Annotated in this window: 15 protein-coding genes; 10 read left to right on the top strand and 5 right to left on the bottom strand. The window is 54.0% G+C overall.

The window, feature by feature from the left end; genetic code table 11:
• The first annotated feature begins 58 nt into the window (after positions 1 to 58).
• From IEW12_RS13700 to IEW12_RS13690, 3 genes are read left to right on the top strand one after another with little or no spacing between them, the layout of a single operon-like run.
• A complete protein-coding gene (locus tag IEW12_RS13700) occupies positions 59 to 1,267 on the top strand; it encodes a cytochrome P450 (protein ID WP_188566561.1) in 1,209 nt (402 codons plus the stop codon).
• 46 nt (positions 1,268 to 1,313) lie between these two features.
• Positions 1,314 to 1,667, top strand: a complete 354-nt coding sequence (locus IEW12_RS13695; RefSeq protein WP_188566560.1) for an antibiotic biosynthesis monooxygenase family protein — start codon at positions 1,314 to 1,316, stop codon at positions 1,665 to 1,667.
• Positions 1,664 to 2,341, top strand: a complete 678-nt coding sequence (locus IEW12_RS13690; protein WP_188566559.1) for a DUF6058 family natural product biosynthesis protein — start codon at positions 1,664 to 1,666, stop codon at positions 2,339 to 2,341. The genes IEW12_RS13695 and IEW12_RS13690 overlap by 4 nt, the downstream gene beginning before the upstream one ends.
• A 62-nt stretch (positions 2,342 to 2,403) precedes the next feature.
• Here the strand turns inward: IEW12_RS13690 and IEW12_RS28855 are convergent, their stop codons facing one another.
• Positions 2,404 to 3,102: a DUF2846 domain-containing protein gene (locus IEW12_RS28855; protein ID WP_229751102.1), complete on the bottom strand. Its 699-nt coding sequence runs from the start codon at positions 3,100 to 3,102 to the stop codon at positions 2,404 to 2,406.
• Positions 3,103 to 3,915: 813 nt separating this feature from the next.
• Here IEW12_RS28855 and IEW12_RS13680 point away from each other — a divergent pair.
• From IEW12_RS13680 to IEW12_RS13665, 4 genes are all read left to right on the top strand, one after another.
• Positions 3,916 to 5,838: a PrkA family serine protein kinase gene (locus IEW12_RS13680; RefSeq protein ID WP_188566558.1), complete on the top strand. Its 1,923-nt coding sequence runs from the start codon at positions 3,916 to 3,918 to the stop codon at positions 5,836 to 5,838.
• Between the two features lie 148 nt (positions 5,839 to 5,986).
• Positions 5,987 to 7,255, top strand: a complete 1,269-nt coding sequence (locus tag IEW12_RS13675; RefSeq protein WP_188566557.1) for a YeaH/YhbH family protein — start codon at positions 5,987 to 5,989, stop codon at positions 7,253 to 7,255.
• Positions 7,256 to 7,263: 8 nt separating this feature from the next.
• Positions 7,264 to 8,802: a SpoVR family protein gene (locus tag IEW12_RS13670; RefSeq protein ID WP_188566556.1), complete on the top strand. Its 1,539-nt coding sequence runs from the start codon at positions 7,264 to 7,266 to the stop codon at positions 8,800 to 8,802.
• 117 nt (positions 8,803 to 8,919) lie between these two features.
• The gene (locus tag IEW12_RS13665) at positions 8,920 to 9,225 is read left to right on the top strand and encodes a hypothetical protein (protein ID WP_188566555.1); all 306 of its coding nucleotides are present in this window, start codon (positions 8,920 to 8,922) and stop codon (positions 9,223 to 9,225) included.
• Between the two features lie 80 nt (positions 9,226 to 9,305).
• Here the strand turns inward: IEW12_RS13665 and IEW12_RS13660 are convergent, their stop codons facing one another.
• Entirely contained in the window at positions 9,306 to 11,690 is a 2,385-nt protein-coding gene (locus IEW12_RS13660) for a heavy metal translocating P-type ATPase (protein WP_188566554.1), read from the bottom strand.
• Between the two features lie 106 nt (positions 11,691 to 11,796).
• Here IEW12_RS13660 and cadR point away from each other — a divergent pair, with 106 nt between their 5' ends.
• Entirely contained in the window at positions 11,797 to 12,246 is a 450-nt protein-coding gene (gene cadR, locus IEW12_RS13655) for a Cd(II)/Pb(II)-responsive transcriptional regulator (RefSeq protein WP_188566553.1), read from the top strand.
• A 49-nt stretch (positions 12,247 to 12,295) separates the two neighbouring features.
• On the opposite strand, the gene IEW12_RS13650 is transcribed toward cadR, so the two are convergent.
• The 3 genes from IEW12_RS13650 to IEW12_RS13640 all read right to left on the bottom strand — a co-directional run bounded on the left by IEW12_RS13650 (position 12,296) and on the right by IEW12_RS13640 (position 15,988).
• The gene (locus IEW12_RS13650; protein ID WP_229751101.1) at positions 12,296 to 12,979 is read right to left on the bottom strand and encodes a MarC family protein; all 684 of its coding nucleotides are present in this window, start codon (positions 12,977 to 12,979) and stop codon (positions 12,296 to 12,298) included.
• 144 nt (positions 12,980 to 13,123) lie between these two features.
• Positions 13,124 to 15,517, bottom strand: coding sequence for a TonB-dependent receptor (locus IEW12_RS13645; RefSeq protein ID WP_188566552.1), 2,394 nt, complete (start codon positions 15,515 to 15,517; stop codon positions 13,124 to 13,126).
• A gap of 87 nt (positions 15,518 to 15,604) precedes the next feature.
• Positions 15,605 to 15,988, bottom strand: coding sequence for a DUF2946 domain-containing protein (locus IEW12_RS13640; RefSeq protein ID WP_229751100.1), 384 nt, complete (start codon positions 15,986 to 15,988; stop codon positions 15,605 to 15,607).
• 317 nt (positions 15,989 to 16,305) lie between these two features.
• On the opposite strand from IEW12_RS13640, the gene tssA reads away from it, so the two are divergent.
• Complete coding sequence (tssA, locus tag IEW12_RS13635; RefSeq protein WP_229751099.1) at positions 16,306 to 17,364, top strand: type VI secretion system protein TssA; 1,059 nt, start codon at positions 16,306 to 16,308, stop codon at positions 17,362 to 17,364.
• A gap of 84 nt (positions 17,365 to 17,448) precedes the next feature.
• Positions 17,449 to 17,949, top strand: coding sequence for a type VI secretion system contractile sheath small subunit (gene tssB / locus IEW12_RS13630; RefSeq protein ID WP_188566551.1), 501 nt, complete (start codon positions 17,449 to 17,451; stop codon positions 17,947 to 17,949).
• Positions 17,950 to 17,997: the final 48 nt, after the last annotated feature.

Genomic DNA, 17,997 nt, shown 5'->3' with positions numbered 1-17,997 from the left:
CTACAAATGGCTGACAATGGGTTTCTCTTATTGAAGAAACTTGCTGGAGCAGCAACCCATGTCGCCTCAAACTTTTCCTCGAACTTCGTCACCATCGGATACGGGCGGCCCTACCGACCCACTCAGCGCGGTAAGCCATCCGTCCCCTTATCCCTACTATGCCGGACTGGCAGAAGGGCCAGGCATATTCCTCGACAGCAAGAATAGCGTTTGGGTTGCCAGCCGCTCGGTGGTTATACAGGAAATAGTCTCTCATCCCGCCTGCAGGGTGCGCCCGGTTGCCGAGCCTGTGCCTAAAGCGCTCGCAGGATCAGCCGCAGGCGATATCTTCCGGCGGCTGGTGCGCATGAATGACGGTGCAGGCCATTGCCCTTTCAAGCAGGCGATCAGCGCCAGCCTGCAAAGCCTGAGTCTCGCCGATATGGAACAACAGGGCAGCATATGGTCCCGGCACCTTGCTGAGCTTCATTTTGATGCAGAGGACGATGGCTGGCTGGATAGGTTTGCAGTCCAGATGCCGGTCTATGTCGTGGCCAGCTTGCTGGGCGTGCCGCAATCTGAATTGCCGGAAACAGCTATTCTGATGCAAGACTTTGTTGCATGCCTGGCCCCCGGCTGCAATGAACAACAGCTTGAGCGCGGCAAGCTGGCTGCTGCCAAGCTATTGGAAAATTTTAGCGGCATGCAGGAGCGTGAAAATCCGGGATTGTTGTTGCAATTGCGCAGGCAGGCCGCATTGCTTGGCTGCGAAGATCCCACCGTGATCGCCGCCAACGGCATTGGCCTGATGTCGCAAGCATATGAGGCAACTGCCGGCCTGATTGCCAATACCTTGTATGTACTTGCCGGCGATGCTCCGCTACGTCGGCAAATTTTGGCTGATGCCGATTTATTGCGCGCATGCATCGATGAGGTGCTGCGCTATGATCCTTCGGTGCAAAATACTCGCCGTTTTGTTGCAGAGGATTGCGAGATTGCCGGGCAAGTGCTGCAGGCAGGCGACACGATACTACTGGTACTGGCGGCGGCCAACCGTGATCCTTCGGTTAATTCGCAGCCGCAGCTATTTGAGCTGCAGCGTAGCCAACGGCGCTATTTCACTTTCGGCCATGGCGCCCATCTTTGCCCGGGGCCGTCGCTGGCGGCTGTCATTGCGCATGCTGCTATCCACCAGCTATGCAGCATGGACCTGAATTTTGAGCGGCTGGCGACGGCCAGAAAGTTTCATCCTTCTGCGAACATAAGAATGCGCCTGTATGGCGCCTGATTGCCTGGGAATAGCTTCGCATTGTTTAGAGAGAAAGGAATATCAAATGATCGCCGTCATATTTGAAGTCAGGCCGCTCGCGGATAAGCGGGATACCTATCTGGGTATCGCTGCCAGCCTCAGATCTACATTGGAAAAGATGCCGGGATTCATTTCCGTGGAAAGATTTCAGAGCATCAGCGATCCGGGCAAGATGCTGTCGCTGTCGTTCTGGGAGGATGAAGAGTCGGTCAAGGGCTGGCGCAACCTGGAGCTGCATAGGGATGCGCAGGCGCGCGGCCGGGAGTCTGTATTTGAAGATTATCGTTTGCGGGTTGCCGGCGTTCTGCGTGACTACGGCATGCACGAGCGCCGCGAGCAGGCTCCGGCAGATAGCCCGTTTGCGGAGGGGCAGAGGTGAGTTCCTTGCTGGATTATCTGCATGAAAATTTTTACACGACCCGGCAATTGCTGGGAAAAAGCGGTGTCAGTCAGGAGCGATTGTTTGCCTTGCAGCATGAAGCCTGTATGCCAATGCCATCGTATAGCCTCAGCATGCGCGTTGGCTGCCAGTCGTTTTTCGGTGAATACGAAGAAGTGCAGCAGCAGGATTTCTACGCGCAAGCTTACGTGGCCTGGTTGATAGTCTTGGTTGGGCTGGAAACATCCACTTCCCTGGCGCAACAGGCTTATGCAGTATTTCATCAGCGCTATGTGTCACGGGTAGGCCAATTATTTGAACAAGGCTTGCGGCCTGCCAAGTTTTGCGCAAGCACGGATCAAATTGATGTGGACAGGCTCAACGAGCATGTGGCCGCTGAATGGATTTCATTTCTGAAAGGGACGTATGGCTTGTGTACCAAATCTGGTTTGCCCGAGGACATTGCAGACAAAGAGGTGGCGAGCTTGCTTATTGATGAGATTACTGACAGGCAGTGCAAGGTGAAGCTGGAAGGGGAGGAGGCCGTGGTGCTGGTGCAGGCTGTCAAAAAGCTGGATCAGGCGGCAAGCCAGTTTGCGCCGCATGAGCGGTCGCGCAGTTCCAGACAGCGTTGCATAGAGGGAGTAATCGAAAAATATCAGTTGATCTTGTAAATATGACAGCATACGGCGACCTGGCCGCATGCTGTCATCGATATTCTATTAACTATTAGCTATTAACGCATGGCCTTGCACTGGCGCAGTTCGCAGCGCGCCATGAATGGAGCACCCTGATCGCAGCTGACCCGATACACTTCAACCGGGCCGGGAGGAGTCAGCAAGCCGGCTCCATGCTCGCCCACGCAGCTATTTTGCTTTGCCAGTTTTTCTACCGTTGCTGATGAAACACCTGCACGGAACGCTATTCTTTCAACTTCTTCCTGGTTTGCCGCACTTTGTTCGCTTTCGCTAGGCATGGCCATGTCAGCCGGCAGGCCGCTCAGTTGTATCAGTTTGGATTTTTCTACAGCGGCTTTGCCAGTAACCTCGTCGACCAGTTGTAGCTTGGAGCGTCCGCCCAGCCAGCCTAGTTTGACTTCCTGCTGTATATAGTAATTTTGACCAGCTTTCACGCTAAATACCAGGCGGGAGTCATCGGAAGACTTTGAGGTCAGTGTATGGCTACCTGGCTTCAATGAGACGACTGCATAGGTATGCGCAGCGGTCTCTCCGATGGCTATACCGTCCAGTTCCAGCGACATTTTGCTCATCGCACCGAAGCTTTCGTCACGGTAGATATATAGCTGGGCCTTCAGTTTTTGATGATTGAAGGCTTTCGCCTGCGCATCCTTGTCGAAACTTGCCATCGGAACCGATGCGCATGCTGCCAGCAATGCTGACGTCGCCAACAAGATTATTAATTGCAATTGTTTCATGTTCTTCCTGGAATCTTATATAGGGATTGTAGTCGTGGACAATTGCATTTAACCAAATTCCTTGCGTTATGGAAAGGCGAATGTGGCAAAACCGGTGAAACGCCGGTATTTGCTGTTGTATCTGCATGAGGTGCTGAAAGTAAAGCCATGCTAAACCGGAATCGGGTTTTTGGGTAATGGTGTTTTTTGACAAACAAGAGCCCGGAGTAAATTGGTTTGATACAGCTTTAACGCAGCCACGTGGGCTTTATCGAATAACAGGAAAAGTGGGCCAGAAAAATTAAACCTGAAAATGGATTAGCATTGAGCGGCGAAGCTACAATTTTTTTTGCAGGTGAAAATCCTGCAATCGGTGTATGGTGTTGGCTGAGCGCGAAATATTTAAACTGAGATTTGAACTAAGATTTCAGCTGATATTTGAACTGAGATTCGAGCAAAGATGTTGCACGTGTTTGCTCTCCGATTTTTTGTTACGGCAGCAGCGTTTATTTGCATATGCCAAATGCGAATAAGCAGATTCCGATAGTCGTGTAATGCGGAACACAATCGCGACGCCGTAAAGTGCGTGTCAACAGAAGCAGTATTGTTTGCGTTGAGTAGTAGTAACAATTTTTTATAGAATTTCGCCACTTTTTTTTGCGTTATCATCTACACTGAAGTCGTAGGGTGCATAGAGGCAATAAAATTCGCGCTATTCGTTTTAAAATTTTGGATGAGTTTTCCAAATTTGAAAAACGAGTGATTGCGAATGTGGCGTGATTCCATCAGCACCTGTAAGTCTTTGTGTGGTAGATGGTGACAAAGGAGATCTGTATGAAAATCTTTGACAACTACGCAGCACGTTATGACAGGACTCGCGAGGAAGAATATTCCTTGCAAGAGTATCTGGAGCTATGCAAGAAAGACAGGCTCGCTTTTGCCTCTGCAGCAGAACGGCTGCTGGCAGCGATAGGCGAACCTGAGATGGTCGACACTCGCCACGATCCCCGGCGATCACGCATCTTCTCCAATAAAATCATCAAGATCTATCCTGCCTTCCGCGAGTTCTATGGAACGGAGGAGGTCATCGAGCAAGTAGTTGCCTATTTCCGCCACGCAGCCCAGGGGCTGGAAGAACGCAAGCAGATACTTTATCTGCTGGGCCCCGTCGGCGGCGGTAAATCCTCCATCGCGGAAAAGCTGAAGTCGCTGATGGAAAAAATCCCCTTCTATTGCATCAAGGGTTCCCCGGTCAACGAATCTCCGCTCGGCCTGTTCAGTGAAGAAGAGGACGGCACGATACTGGAAGAAGACTTCGGCATTCCGCGCCGTTACCTGCGCACTATTCCCAGCCCCTGGGCAGTCAAGCGCCTGCATGAATTCAATGGCGACATCAATCAATTCCGCGTGGTCAGGCGTTATCCATCAGTATTGAAGCAGATTGCGGTTTCCAAAACTGAACCAGGTGACGAAAATAACCAGGACATTTCTTCGCTGGTCGGTAAGGTGGATATACGCAAGCTGGAAGACTATGCACAGGATGATCCTGATGCTTATAGCTATTCCGGCGGCCTGTGCCTCGCCAATCAAGGGCTGATGGAATTCGTTGAAATGTTCAAGGCCCCGATCAAGGTCTTGCACCCTCTGCTGACGGCTACACAGGAAGGCAACTTCAAGGGCACGGAAGGCTTCGGTGCTATCCCGTTTGATGGCGTAATATTGGCGCACTCGAACGAATCGGAATGGAAGGCTTTCAAGAACAATAAAAATAATGAAGCTTTCCTGGATCGTATCTATATCGTCAAGGTTCCGTATTGCCTGCGGGTGACGGATGAAGTCAAGATTTACGAAAAACTGGTGCGCGGTTCTTCGCTATCAGAGGCCCCATGTGCGCCGGGTACACTAAAAATGATGGCGCAGTTCTCGGTCTTGTCAAGGCTGAAGGAGCCGGAAAATTCCAGTATCTATAGCAAGATGCTGGTGTATGACGGCGAGAATCTGAAAGACACCGATCCCAAGGCCAAATCGCGCCAGGAGTATGCCGACTATGCCGGTGTGGATGAAGGCATGAATGGCTTGTCCACACGCTTCGCCTTCAAGATATTGTCCAAGGTATTCAACTTCGACAATACGGAAGTGGCAGCCAATCCCGTCCATCTGCTGTATGTGCTGGAACAGCAGATAGAGCGCGAACAGTTTGCCCCGGAAACCGAGCAAAAGTATTTTTCCTATATCAAGGAATACCTGGCCCAGCGCTATGCAGAATTTATCGGCAAGGAGATACAGACCGCTTATCTGGAAAGCTATTCGGAATACGGCCAGAATATTTTTGACCGCTATGTAACCTTCGCCGATTTCTGGATACAGGATCAGGAATTCCGCGATCCGGATACAGGCGAGAGCTTTGATCGCGATGCTTTGAATAATGAGCTTGAGAAGATAGAGAAACCTGCGGGTATTTCCAATCCCAAGGATTTTCGCAATGAGATCGTCAACTTTGTATTACGGGCAAGGGCGCAAAATGCAGGCAAAAATCCGACCTGGACCAGCTATGAAAAACTGCGCACAGTTATAGAGAAAAAGATGTTTTCCAACACTGAGGAGCTATTGCCGGTCATTTCTTTCAATGCCAAAGCCAGCGCGGACGACGCCAACAAGCATCAGGAATTTGTCGAGCGCATGGTGGCCAAGGGCTATACCGCGAAACAGGTCAGACTCTTGTGCGAGTGGTATTTGCGTGTGAGGAAATCGTCCTGATTCTGGCGAGACTGTTGGAAAAGTGTCCTGGTGCCGGTAACAGATCAGCAGGACAGATTTTCAGCGGTTTCTAGGGAACTTGCGTGGTGAGGAGATTAAGGTTCGCTTCTCCTTCTTTATGCAGGTATCCGATAAAAGGGAGACCGTTTTGGTGCATCTAATAGATCGTCGAGTACAAGGCAAGAACAAATCCGCTCCTAACCGGGAACGTTTTCTACGGCGTTACAAGGGGCAGATCAAAGAAGCTGTTGCCCGCGCAGTCAAGGGCCGGTCCATCACCGATATAGAGAGCGGTGAGAGAATTTCCATACCCGTCAAGGATGTCAATGAACCCACGTTCGGACATGCTCGCGGCGGCGTGTGGGAAACCGTGCAGCCCGGCAATCAGGAATACCTGAAGGGCGATCAGATTCAGCGGCCCAAGGGTGGCGGCGGGTCCGGCAAAGGGCAGGCTGGCAATAGCGACGAAATCAGTGAAGATGAATTTGTTTTCCAGCTCAGCCGCGAAGAATTCATGAATTATTTCTTCGAAGACCTGGAATTGCCGAACATGGTCAAGACCCAGTTGGCGGCAACGACGGAATTCAAGAGCCAGCGTGCCGGCTATAAAACTTCGGGCACCACGTCCAGTCTGCATGTCTTGCGTTCGCTGCGTGGCGCGTTGGGGCGGCGCATCGCCGTCGGCGGCAAGTCTGCGCGGCGTCTGAAGGATGCCGAGCTGGAAATGGCGGCGCTGATGGAGCAGTCACCGGATATGAGCGATCCCAAGGTGATCGCGCTGAAGCATGAAATCCATCATCTGCGTACCCGCCTGCTGGCGATTCCTTTCATAGATCCGTTTGACCTGCGCTACAGCAACCGCATCAAGGTACCCAAACCTTCCAGCCAGGCGGTGATGTTTTGCGTGCTGGACGTCTCTGGCTCAATGGATGAGCAAAAGAAGGATACGGCCAAACGCTTCTTCATCTTGCTCTACCTGTTCCTGACGCGCGCGTATGACAAGATAGAGGTGGTGTTCATTCGCCACCACACTGCTGCTTCCGAAGTGGATGAGAATGAGTTTTTCCATTCGCGCGAATCGGGCGGCACCATAGTCTCGTCTGCACTAAACCTGCTGACCAAGATCATCAAGGAAAGATATCCCGGTGCAGACTGGAATGCCTATGTGGCGCAAGCATCCGATGGCGACAACTGGGACAATGATTCAGTCACATGCCGGCAATTGCTGATCAATAGCATCATGCCGCTGGTGCAGTACTACGCCTATGTGGAAATTACTGAAGGCGATCCGCAGAATTTGTGGGAAGAGTATACGCAGGTGCTCGATCATCATGCGAATTTTGCGATGCAAAAGATACAGGCTCCTGCCGATATTTATCCTGTGTTCCGTGAGCTGTTTAAGAAACAGCCGAAGTGAGGTGAGCCATGAACACCCCCAGCGACAAGTTCAAGAACCCGCGCCGCTTACCTGAGCAATCCGAATGGACCTTTGACCTGATCGAACAGGCGCACGAAGAAATCCGCCGTGTGGCACAAAACTTCGGCTTGGACACCTATCCCAACCAGCTGGAAATCATCACTGCAGAACAGATGATGGATGCGTATGCGTCGGTGGGCATGCCTATCTCATATAACCACTGGTCTTTCGGCAAGCATTTCCTATCCACGGAAAAAAGCTACAAGCGCGGCCAGATGGGGCTGGCTTATGAGATAGTCATTAATTCCAATCCCTGCATCTCTTACCTGATGGAGGAAAACAGCCTGACCATGCAGGCACTGGTGATTGCACATGCAGCCTATGGGCATAATTCCTTTTTCAAAGGGAACTACCTGTTCCGCACCTGGACCGATGCCGAAGCGATCATCGACTATATGGTGTTTGCAAAAAATTATATTGCGGATTGCGAACAGCGCTATGGCATGGAGGCCGTGGAATTGCTGCTGGATTCCTGCCATGCGCTACAGAATTATGGGGTCGATCGCTATAAGCGTCCCACCAAGCTTTCCCTGACCGAAGAGCGCGAGCGGCAGGAAGAGCGTGAAGCGTATATGCAATCGCAGATCAATGATCTATGGCGCACTCTGCCGCGCCGCGAAGACGCAATCGTCAGCAGGGAGGCGCAGCGCTTCCCGCCCGAGCCACAGGAAAATCTGTTGTACTTCATTGAGAAATATTCGCCTCTGCTGGAGCCATGGCAGCGCGAGATCGTTCGCATCACCCGCAAGATATCGCAATACTTTTACCCGCAGCGGCAGACCCAGGTAATGAACGAAGGCTGGGCTACCTTCTGGCACTACACGATCCTGCATCAGTTGTTTGATGAAGGCATAGTCGGCGAGGGCTTCATGATGGAGTTCCTGCAAAGCCATACCAATGTTGTGTACCAACCGCCGGTTACCAGCCGCTATTTCAGCGGTATCAATCCGTATGCGCTGGGTTTTGCAATGATGCGCGACATCCGCCGCATCTGTGAAAATCCTACCGACGAAGACCGCTACTGGTTCCCCGATATTGCCGGTGGCGATTGGCTGAAGACGCTGAATTTTGCGATGCGCAATTTCAAGGATGAGAGCTTTATCGCGCAATTTCTGTCGCCCAAGCTGATACGCGATTTCCATTTTTTCTCTGTGCTGGATGACGATAACCAGGACAAGCTGAGCATCTCCGCCATTCATGACGAGAGCGGCTATCAGTACCTGCGGCAGCAACTGGCCGGCCAATATAATCTGGGCAACCGCGAACCGAATATCCAGGTCTGGTCGGTGGACATGCAGGGCGATAGGGCATTGACTTTAAGACATCAGCAATTCTTGCGCCGCCCGCTGAACCCGCAAACCAATGAAATGCTGAAGCATGTTGCTCGTCTATGGGGTTTTGATGTGTACCTGGAAACGGTGGACCACAAGGATGTGGTTTTGAGCACACAGGAATGCAAATGGGAAAAACGTAGCAGACCCAGGTAGGGCGAAGACCGGTGATTGATTCCTCAAGTCAATGAAGTTCATATAAAATGGCTGAAATGCCTGTTATCCCTAACTGTGCAGCAGGCCTCAAAGAATCATTCCCTCACGGAGACCAAGATGTACCTAGACCACCCGCGCATTTCAGCAACCCGCAGTGAAACTGAACCAGACAGGATAGAACGCCTGAACCGGGTGTACGGCTATGCGATCGCCCTGGCTGATGTGGATGGCAATACCGAATGCATTACCAAGCTGTCAAAAATACATGATCACAAAGGAATCTTGATGGTGATCTGGTTTGCCGAACCGACAGAAAAAGAGAAAGCCTATTTCTCCAAGGCCTGGATGAGCAAGATCGGCGATCTGTCCAGCCGCGTGGAGCATGAAGTGCTGCAGAAGGAAAATCTATCTACGGATTCTTGAAACCCGTAGTCTAGTATTTGCAGCCTTGTACCTGTAGTTGCAATTGCAACCGGTGCAGTAAAAATCAAGAAATCCCCGGCTCACCCAGTGAGGCCGGGGATTTTTTTATGCCTCAGCATGCGCAAGCCGTTCAGCACGACCAGCAGGCTGGTGCCGGTATCGGCAAACACCGCCATCCACAGGCTGGAGTGGCCGCTGAGCGTCAGGATGAAAAATACCGCCTTGATGCCCAGTGCCAGCGCGATGTTTTGCCACAGGATGGCTGCGGTGCGCCTGGAGATGTGGATGAATTCAGGCAGTTTGCGCAAATCGTCCTGCATCAGCGCCACGTCGGCAGTTTCCAATGCGGTATCTGTGCCGGCGGCCCCCATCGCAAAGCCGATGCTGGCCCTGGCCAGCGCAGGGGCGTCGTTGACGCCGTCGCCAACCATGCCTGTCACCGCATTGGCGGCTGAGCTTAATTCATTCATGGCGGCCAGTTTATCGTCCGGCAGCAGTTCTGCGCGTATATCGCTGATGCCTAGCTGCTCGCCAATAGCTGCCGCCGTATGCCGGTTGTCGCCGGTCAGCATTGTCAGGCGTATGCCCATGTCCTGCATCTGACGTATTGCGGCGAGGCTGCTTTGCCGGGGGCTATCGGCAACTGCCAGCAATGCCAGAATGGCCTTGCCGTCGCTGAGTACCACCACTGTCTTGGCCTGTGCTTCCAGCCTGGACAATTCCTGCTCAAGCTCAGATTTTTGGACGGAGGATAAAGTCAAATCCTGTTCATTGCAGAGCCTCTGGTTGCCCAGATAGTAGCGTGTGCCGTCTATGCTGCCCCTGATGCCGCGCCCGCTCAGCGACATGAAATCGCTGACGTCTGCCAGGCCGTTTGCATGATCGTTATTACGGGCAAGGTATGCGGCGACTATCGCGCGGCCTACCGGGTGCTGTGACAAGGCGTCCAGGCTGGCGGCAATGTACAGCGCCTGCTGCTCGCTGAGCGCGGACAGGCTGACGATATCGGTCAGCACCGGCTTGCCTTCGGTGAGTGTACCGGTCTTGTCCACAGCGATGGCTGTCAGCTTGCGGCCTTGTTCCAGATACAGGCCGCCTTTGACCAGGATGCCGCGTTTTGCCGCCAGCGCCAGCCCGCAGACTATCGTTACCGGCGTAGAGATGACCAGTGCGCACGGGCAGGCGATGACCAGCAGCACTAGCGCCATATAGATGTAGTCGTGCCAGACGCCTGAACCGAGTAAAGGCGGCACTATCGCGACCAGCAGTGCAATCGCAAATACGACAGGCGTGTAGATGCGTGCAAACTGGTCCACAAAGCGCTGGGTAGGCGCGCGCTGGCTTTGCGCCTGCTGCACCGAGCGCGCAATGCGGGCCAGCGTGGTTTCATTCTGCAGGCTGGTGACGTGTATTTCCAGCACGCCGGCTTGGTTCAGGGTGCCGGCATACACTTTGTCTCCTGCTGTTTTGGTGGCAGGCATACTTTCTCCAGTAATCGCCGCCTGGTCTACATCTGACTGGCCGGATGCCACGATGCCATCCAGCGCGATTCTTTCTCCGGGCCGTATTCTCAGTAACTGGCCCAGGCTGACGTGTGCGGTTGCTGTTTCTTGCCAACTACCATCGGCTTGCTGCAGCAATGCGGTATCAGGCGCCTGCGCCGCCAGGCCGCTGATGGCATTGCGCGCGCGTTCCAGGCTGGCTGCCTCTATCAATTCTGCAATGCCGAACAGGCAGATGACGACCGCAGCTTCCGGCCATTGGCCTATCGCCGCAGCGCCGATAACTGCCACTGCCATCAGCAGGTGGATGTTCAGCGTGAAATGCCGGAGTGCGATCCAGGCTTTTTTCAGGGTGGGGATGCCGCCCGCCAGGATGGCGATCAGCGCCAGCGTAGCAACCGGCAGAGAGGTCTCCTTGCCGGTCGCATAGGCAGTGATTTCGGCTGCGATGGCCATGGCGCCGGCAAAACCCATCATCAGCCATTTTTTGCGCGCGGCCTTGCGTGCGGCGACAAGTTCGCTTGCAGCCCCGGCGCTGTCTTGCCCGGTGCTTAACGCGACGCCTTGCATGCCTATATCGGCCAATTTTGCCTGTATGGACGAGGTGTCCTGCAAGCTGTGGTGTACCGTCAGTATGCGGTTGAGCAGGTCAAAGTCCAGGGCAGCAACGCCCGCCAAAGGCGTCAGGCATTGCCGTATCAGCGCTTCTTCTGTCGGACAATCCATATTGACGATCTTCAACGCCAATTGCTGAGTACCGGCGATGGGTGCTGTTTTGACAGCTTTTTGTGCCGAATGAGCATGCTCATGCCCGTGATGATCATGACTGTGTCCATGCTCATGATCGTGGTTGTGCTCGTGCGCATGTCCACGGCCATGTTTTTCATGGCTATGGCTGTGTTCGTCATGCGGTTTGGCTTGCTGGTGGCCATGGTGGCCGCAGCATTTTGCTTGTTCTGCCATGGAATATTCCTAGGGCTACGTCGATTGAAAATCAGTGTAGACTCTGGAGTAGCTACAGGGTCAAGCAAGAATGTGCTTGTCTTTAAATTAAGTAAAGAGGTGGGTAATGCGTATTAGCGAGCTGGCGTCGGCCACCGGCGTAGAAATAGAAACCATACGTTATTATGAAAAAGAGGCTTTGCTGCCCGCACCGGCAAGGCTGGACAATGGCTACCGTGCCTATACGGCCCAGCATCTGGAGCGCCTGTCGTTTATCCGCCACTGCCGTGCGCTGGATATTCCGCTGGCGGATATCCGCCGCCTGGTCGGGTTCATGGTGCAGCCGGTGGATGATTGCGGAGATATCAATCATCTGATTGACGACCAGATTGCTCGCGTGCGCGCCCGGCTGAAAAGCATGCGGGCGCTGGAAAAGCAATTGACCAAGCTGAGGGCGCAGTGCGATGAAGAGCATGCGGGCAGGGATTGCGGCATCCTGCACGAGCTGGTGGCAGCGGCGCATGGAGAAGCATGCGCCTGCCATTCTGCAAAGCCGCTACCTGAAGCCTCTACCTAAATTCGCTATCCAGATAGCTAACTGCAAATCCTGCTTTCCACTTCTAGCCTTAGCTTATTTTCAGGTCGGCGATCAGATCCGCAAAACCGGTCCAGCCGATTTCTATACCTATGCACAGCAGGATGAAGGCCGACAGGCGCAGTAATACCGTCGCACCGACGTCACCGAGGAAGCGGACCAGATTGCCCGCAAAGCGGTAAGCCAGAAAAATACCCAGGGTCGTCACCAGTACCCCCAGCATTGAAGCAAAGCTGGTGATCAGCCAATCGACTGGTTTAGTCGGTAATTGTGCACCCAGCGTAATGGAGGCGGCAATCGTACCTGGCCCCACTGTCAGCGGGAAGCTGATGGGGTAAAAGCTGCGCCTGCGCAATTCCTCTTCGCTCCAGTAGCCGGGATGAGATGCGGCAACGGTGGTGGGCAACTGATCCGGCCCCTTGTCGTTCAGCATGCCCCAGCCGGCAGTCGCCACGATCAGGCCGCCACCGACCCTGACGATGGGCAGGGAAATGCCGAAAAAGTCCAGCACGTAAGAACCGATGAAGAAGGCCCCCACCAGCAGGAAGAAGCAGTTGATTGCAATCCGCTTGGCCAGCTTGTTGGCGCCGCCCTGCTGGATCTGTTCCGTCATTGTCAGGAAGATGGGAGCATTGGCAATAGGATTCAAAATCGGCAGCAAGGTGATAGGTACCACCACCAGGGCCTTGGCAAAAACACTCATTGCAACACTCATGACATCTCCGTTAATTAGCTGAGTGCCATTATGCAACAAGAGTGCTGATAGTAAAACACCTTAAAACACCTGTATGCCATGCTGCGGCGGGAGATACCCGGTACCGGCTTATCTCCGCTGATACAGATGAATAGTTTGCTTAATTTAATAATCGAACTTCAACTCCGCCATCACCGTACGCTGCGTATAAGGGTGGAAAGCCCAGTACTTCGCGTTGTTCAGGTTGTCGATGCCGATGGAGCCGGTCCATTGGCGGGCCAACTGGTAGCGCACCCGGACATCGGCCACGAAGAAGCTGCCGAAACCGGTGTAGGAGTTACCATTGGGATCGCTATTGTCCAGGGTGCCATATTGCTTGCCGCTGTAACGCGCGCCCAGCGTATAGGACAGCTTGTCGTCTTGCCTGTAGGTGGCGACAAAGTTGGCGCGCCAGTTCGGCACCCGCGGCTGTTGCTTGCCCACGCTGGCCGGGAATTTATCATTCCTCAGGATTTCCGAATCGGTATAGGTCAGGCTACCCGTCAAGTCCAGGCCGCGCACGAAGGCATCGCTGGCCTGATAGGCCAGTTCTATACCGTTGGTGCGGATGTCGTCCACATTCTGTATCGTCGTCACCGTAGAGCTGGCGGCCGCATTCACTTGTGAATACAGTGCATCCTTGGTCCGTTCATGGAAGAAGGTGGCGCGCAATATGCCAGCGCCATTGTTCAGGCTGCGCTCAGCGGTCAGCTCCGAGGTCCAGGACTTCTCCGGCTTCAGATTGGGATCGTTATTGACGATGTTGGTGCCCGACAGCGAACCCTGGTACAGCTCGGAAACCGTAGGCATGCGTACTGCACGCCCCACCGAGGCCTTATAGGTCCAGTCGCTGTCTTGATGGTAGGACAGCGCTGCTTTGGGTGAAAAGTAATGCTCGTCGCGGGTGCCGAAAGGCTGGACGGTAGTCTTGCTGGCAATGGAGCCGTTGTCCGCGCGCCACTGTTCAAAGCGGCCGCCCAAGATGGTTTTCCATTGCTGGTTGATGCGCCAGGCATCTTGCGCATACAGGCTCTGCAATTGGGTATCGCCATTGAAGCCGGAGAACAGCCCCGAGGCGGCGCCATCGGTCCAGTTGGCGGTATCGAACACGGAAGTGCGCAGTTTGTACGCTTCGCGCTGGTAGCCAAACTCTACCGTGTGGCCAGCGGCATCTTGCGGCCGCCAGATGCCTTTCAGTGCAACGGTGTTCCAGCCGGTGCCTGCCATGTCGGTAATACGGCCGGCATTGGGATTAGCCGCGCTGGTCGCGCTCGCTGTAGATGGCATCCAGGAGCGCAGGATGTCCTTGTTGTAGTCATACAGGCTGGCGGCGATTTCCCAGTCCCACGTGCCCTTGGTATTGCTCTTTACGTCGAAGCCGTGGGTCAGGTGTTCCAGCACATTCTTGTTCGGCGTAAAGTCGGCTGGGGTCAGCGTGTACTGGCGGCCATTGATCGCGACGTTGCCGGTGTACACGGCATTGCCGGCGGCGTCGCGCAGGTAGCTCTCTACATTGCCGTCAGTGGAGTTATGCCAGTAGCCGAAGGTGTAGGATGCGCGTATGGTAGGGCTGATGTCATACGCCAGCTTGACCTTGGCATGGTCCTGTAGCGTGTGATACTGGGTCGTGGTGCCCAGCATCAGCCAGTCTTGGTTCTTGGGATTTTTATCCAGCACAGCGCCGCTTACCGGTATTGCGCTCGCAGTGACCGGCACGCCGGCAGAAACCAGGCGATTGGCAAATACCAGCGGCTGGCCGTTGCTGTCGGCTTCATTGACATTGATCCACCAGCTCCAGGGGCCGTTCTTGTCGCCTATCGATGCGCTGGTCTGATGCCCGGAATAACTCTTGTCGGTATTGAACAGCTTGAAGTCCTGCGTGAATGCCTGGGCCTTCACATGCGCTTCAAACTGGGTCGGCATGCGCGTGATGTAGTCCACCACCGCGCCCACAGAGTTACCTGCATAGGCCGCTGAAAACGGTCCGTACAGCACGTCTACCCGTTCAATTTCTTCCGGCGTGACCAGGCCCCAGCGCGGCGTAAATCCGGCACCGTTACCCAGCAGATTTGATAGCAGGATGCCATCTGCATAGACCATGGAGCGCGCGCTATTGCCGGTGCCGGACGCGCGTGTCGCCAGTACAGCGTGGTTATAGTCGCCTATGTAGCGCTTGCGCACCAGCAGGCTGGGCAGGTATTTCAGCGCGTCTTCTGCATCAGTGGCATTGATGGACCTTTCCATGGTTTTGGCGTCTATGCCTTCTATGGTGGTCGGGATCTCGGTCGGCAGCGAAGAGGGGCGGCCGGCGGTGAGCGTAACGCGCTGCAGGGTTTGGCTATCGCTTGTTTGCTGAGTGGAATCATTGCCTGCTGCAGCTACTGTAGCTTGCGGCTGAGGCTCGCTTTGGGCGCAAGCCAGCAAAGGAAAGGCCGCAGCAACGGCTGTGGCGGCGGCGCTGAGCGTGAAACAGGCGCGGGTCTGCGCGCTTGCACGCAGGGAAGGGCTGAGTGGATTCATTATGGCTACATCAAAAAATAAACAGAGCGCACGAGCCATCTGGCATGTGCGGGCAAAGCCGTACTTGTCGAACGGCGGCTTGGTCTATTAAATGATGGCCGGCGGCCCTCGCGCCGGTAAGGGCGCGGAGGTCAGTGAGGCTAGCTGTGCCGAAGGGATGGAGCGCAGCGCATAAGACAGCGCGTGCGGAGGCTCGGGCACATTTTGTGTGGCGGGGAAGGTGGTCATGCCTATGGCCATGCACATAGGACAATCCAGCAGATGGGACATGCCGGCACCAGTCTTCTTGCTGCTGGCATCCAATTTGCTAATGAACTTATATCCGCTGCTGGTACAGATCAAATCCATGGCTTCCGGATTGACCAGCGGCGATGCAATGGCGACACCCAGGCTCAGCAAGTACAGTAATAGTACGCGACGTATCAGTTGGCGGGGGAGTCGTAGGGCTTGCATAGAGCGGGATTGTAGCATTTCTGCTGTTGCGTAGTCCGGCAGGATGTAAAAACGCTGCGTTTTTCACACAATTCAGAAGCGGCTTTACAGCCTGGGTGTAAAAGCAAAAGTTTTTAAAAAATGCTGCAAAGCAAAATTTTTACAAGTGGATTTACATGTCATTTACATGTCAATTTACAGATGAAAAAGTGTGTCAGACTGCTACAAATACTATGCTGTAGCGCAGGTTTTTGTGAGTATAATCTGCCAACTTGCTCCATTTGTAATTGTTCTAAGAGACTGCGAACCACCCCGGTGTGTTCGTTTTATAACTAGATAAAATACGGAATAATCAATTGGCTGATATAGGTACAGAGGACGTTGCAGGGTTGCTGCAGGACATTTCTCCTGAAGAACCATCCGGCCCTAATCTTGAGTACGATCCTGTTTTTCTGGAACTGGAGCAAGCTGCCAAAGGCAAGCCCGAAGTCCAGTACGGCGGGACCATCACTCCCGAAGTGCCTCCCGACTGGAAGCAGGTTAAAACTCTTTCCCTTGATTTGATCGCCCGTAGCCTCGATTTGCGGGTAGCGGTTCCCCTGACGCGTGCACTCCTTAAATTGCAGGGCGTAAGCGGATTGGCCAGCGGCCTGCTGCTGATAGAAAAGCTGCTGGATCAGCATTGGGACAGCGTCCATCCGCAACTGGATCCGGATGACGGCATGGACCCTATGCTGCGTGTCAATACCCTGTCTGCGCTATGCGAATCCTCCACCATATTGCGTGATTTCCGCGAAGCTACGCTGGTAGCCTCGCGCGCCCACGGCCGCTTTAGCCTGAAAGAAATTGATATCGCGACCGGCGAAGCGGAAGCTCCTGAAGGCGAGGAAAAAGTTGCGCTGGCTGTGATTGATGCGGCATTCATTGATGCGGACCCTGAAGCGGCAAAGCATATATTGGATGCGCTGGAGATGGCCTACCTCAGCAATGCCCGCATAGAGTCTGTGCTGACTGAAAAAGTGGGTGTTGCACAGGCTCTTGATCTGAGCCCACTGACCAAATTACTGAAACGGGCACGCGACTTTGTGCGCGAGCGTGTTGCGTCCGCTTCGCCGTCTGCAGAACTTGCCGGCGATGCAGATGCTACGGCCGGCGGCGTAGCTAGTGGTGCCGGTGGTGGTGCCCATGTCGCGATTACCGGTGAAGTGAGCAGCCGCGACGACGTCGTGCGCATGCTGGGCAAGATCTGCGCCTACTACGCCAGAAACGAGCCTTCCAGCCCTATCCCTTTATTGTTATTGCGCGCGCAGCGGCTGGTCGACAAGAGTTTTGTCGAAATCCTGCAGGACCTCGCGCCTGACGGTTTGACCCAGATCTACAATATTAGCGGTACTCAAGCCGAGAGCGAAGGCTAGCGTTGTTTGCCGATTGGTTTCATTGATCGTGAAGTTCAGTACTTAAACCCTTGTAGCAAATATCACCCTCAGGAGGTATGTGTCGTGGCCAAAGAAAGCAGTCAGAAATTCATCGCCCGTAATCGGGCGCCCCGTGTCCAGATCGAATATGACGTCGAAGTCTACGGCGCAGAAAAAACGGTACAACTGCCGTTCGTGATGGGCGTTTTTGCCGACCTGTCGGGCAAGCCTGCAGACCCGCTGGCGCCAGTGGCCGATCGCAAGTTCCTGGAAATCGACGTTGATAATTTCGATGAGCGCCTGAAATCCATGAAGCCAAGGGTGGCGGTACAAGTACCGAATACCTTGACTGGCGAAGGCAATATGGCTGTCGACATCACCTTTGAAAGCATGGACGACTTTACGCCTGCGGCCGTTGCTCGCAAAGTAGATTCGCTGAACAAGTTGCTGGAAGCGCGCGGCCAGTTGTCCAACCTGCTGACCTACATGGATGGCAAGACCGGCGCGGAAGAATTGATCTCCAAATTATTGCAGGAACCCGCGTTGATGCAGGCCCTGACTTCGGCACCGAAGCCACAGGAATAAGCTGGCACGGATCTGGCTTAGTTACTGGTTACAGATAGAAAATCGGTA

Source organism: Parundibacterium terreum (assembly GCF_014636315.1).
Classification (GTDB): Bacteria; Pseudomonadota; Gammaproteobacteria; order Burkholderiales; family Burkholderiaceae_D; genus Undibacterium; species Undibacterium terreum.
The sequence above is the reverse complement of the archived record's forward strand: the minus strand, read 5'-3'. Positions and strand labels throughout refer to the sequence as shown.

Bases quoted from the DNA above. Each gene is read 5' to 3' on its own strand.
- IEW12_RS13700 (WP_188566561.1), top strand. From the start codon at position 59: ATGTCGCCTCAAACTTTTCCTCGAACTTCGTCACCATCGGATACGGGC.
- IEW12_RS13695 (WP_188566560.1), top strand. From the start codon at position 1,314: ATGATCGCCGTCATATTTGAAGTCAGGCCGCTCGCGGATAAGCGGGAT.
- IEW12_RS28855 (WP_229751102.1), bottom strand. From the start codon at position 3,102: ATGAAACAATTGCAATTAATAATCTTGTTGGCGACGTCAGCATTGCTG.
- IEW12_RS13680 (WP_188566558.1), top strand. From the start codon at position 3,916: ATGAAAATCTTTGACAACTACGCAGCACGTTATGACAGGACTCGCGAG.
- IEW12_RS13670 (WP_188566556.1), top strand. From the start codon at position 7,264: ATGAACACCCCCAGCGACAAGTTCAAGAACCCGCGCCGCTTACCTGAG.
- IEW12_RS13665 (WP_188566555.1), top strand. From the start codon at position 8,920: ATGTACCTAGACCACCCGCGCATTTCAGCAACCCGCAGTGAAACTGAA.
- IEW12_RS13660 (WP_188566554.1), bottom strand. From the start codon at position 11,690: ATGGCAGAACAAGCAAAATGCTGCGGCCACCATGGCCACCAGCAAGCC.
- cadR (WP_188566553.1), top strand. From the start codon at position 11,797: ATGCGTATTAGCGAGCTGGCGTCGGCCACCGGCGTAGAAATAGAAACC.
- IEW12_RS13650 (WP_229751101.1), bottom strand. From the start codon at position 12,979: ATGAGTGTTGCAATGAGTGTTTTTGCCAAGGCCCTGGTGGTGGTACCT.
- IEW12_RS13645 (WP_188566552.1), bottom strand. From the start codon at position 15,517: ATGAATCCACTCAGCCCTTCCCTGCGTGCAAGCGCGCAGACCCGCGCC.
- IEW12_RS13640 (WP_229751100.1), bottom strand. From the start codon at position 15,988: ATGCTACAATCCCGCTCTATGCAAGCCCTACGACTCCCCCGCCAACTG.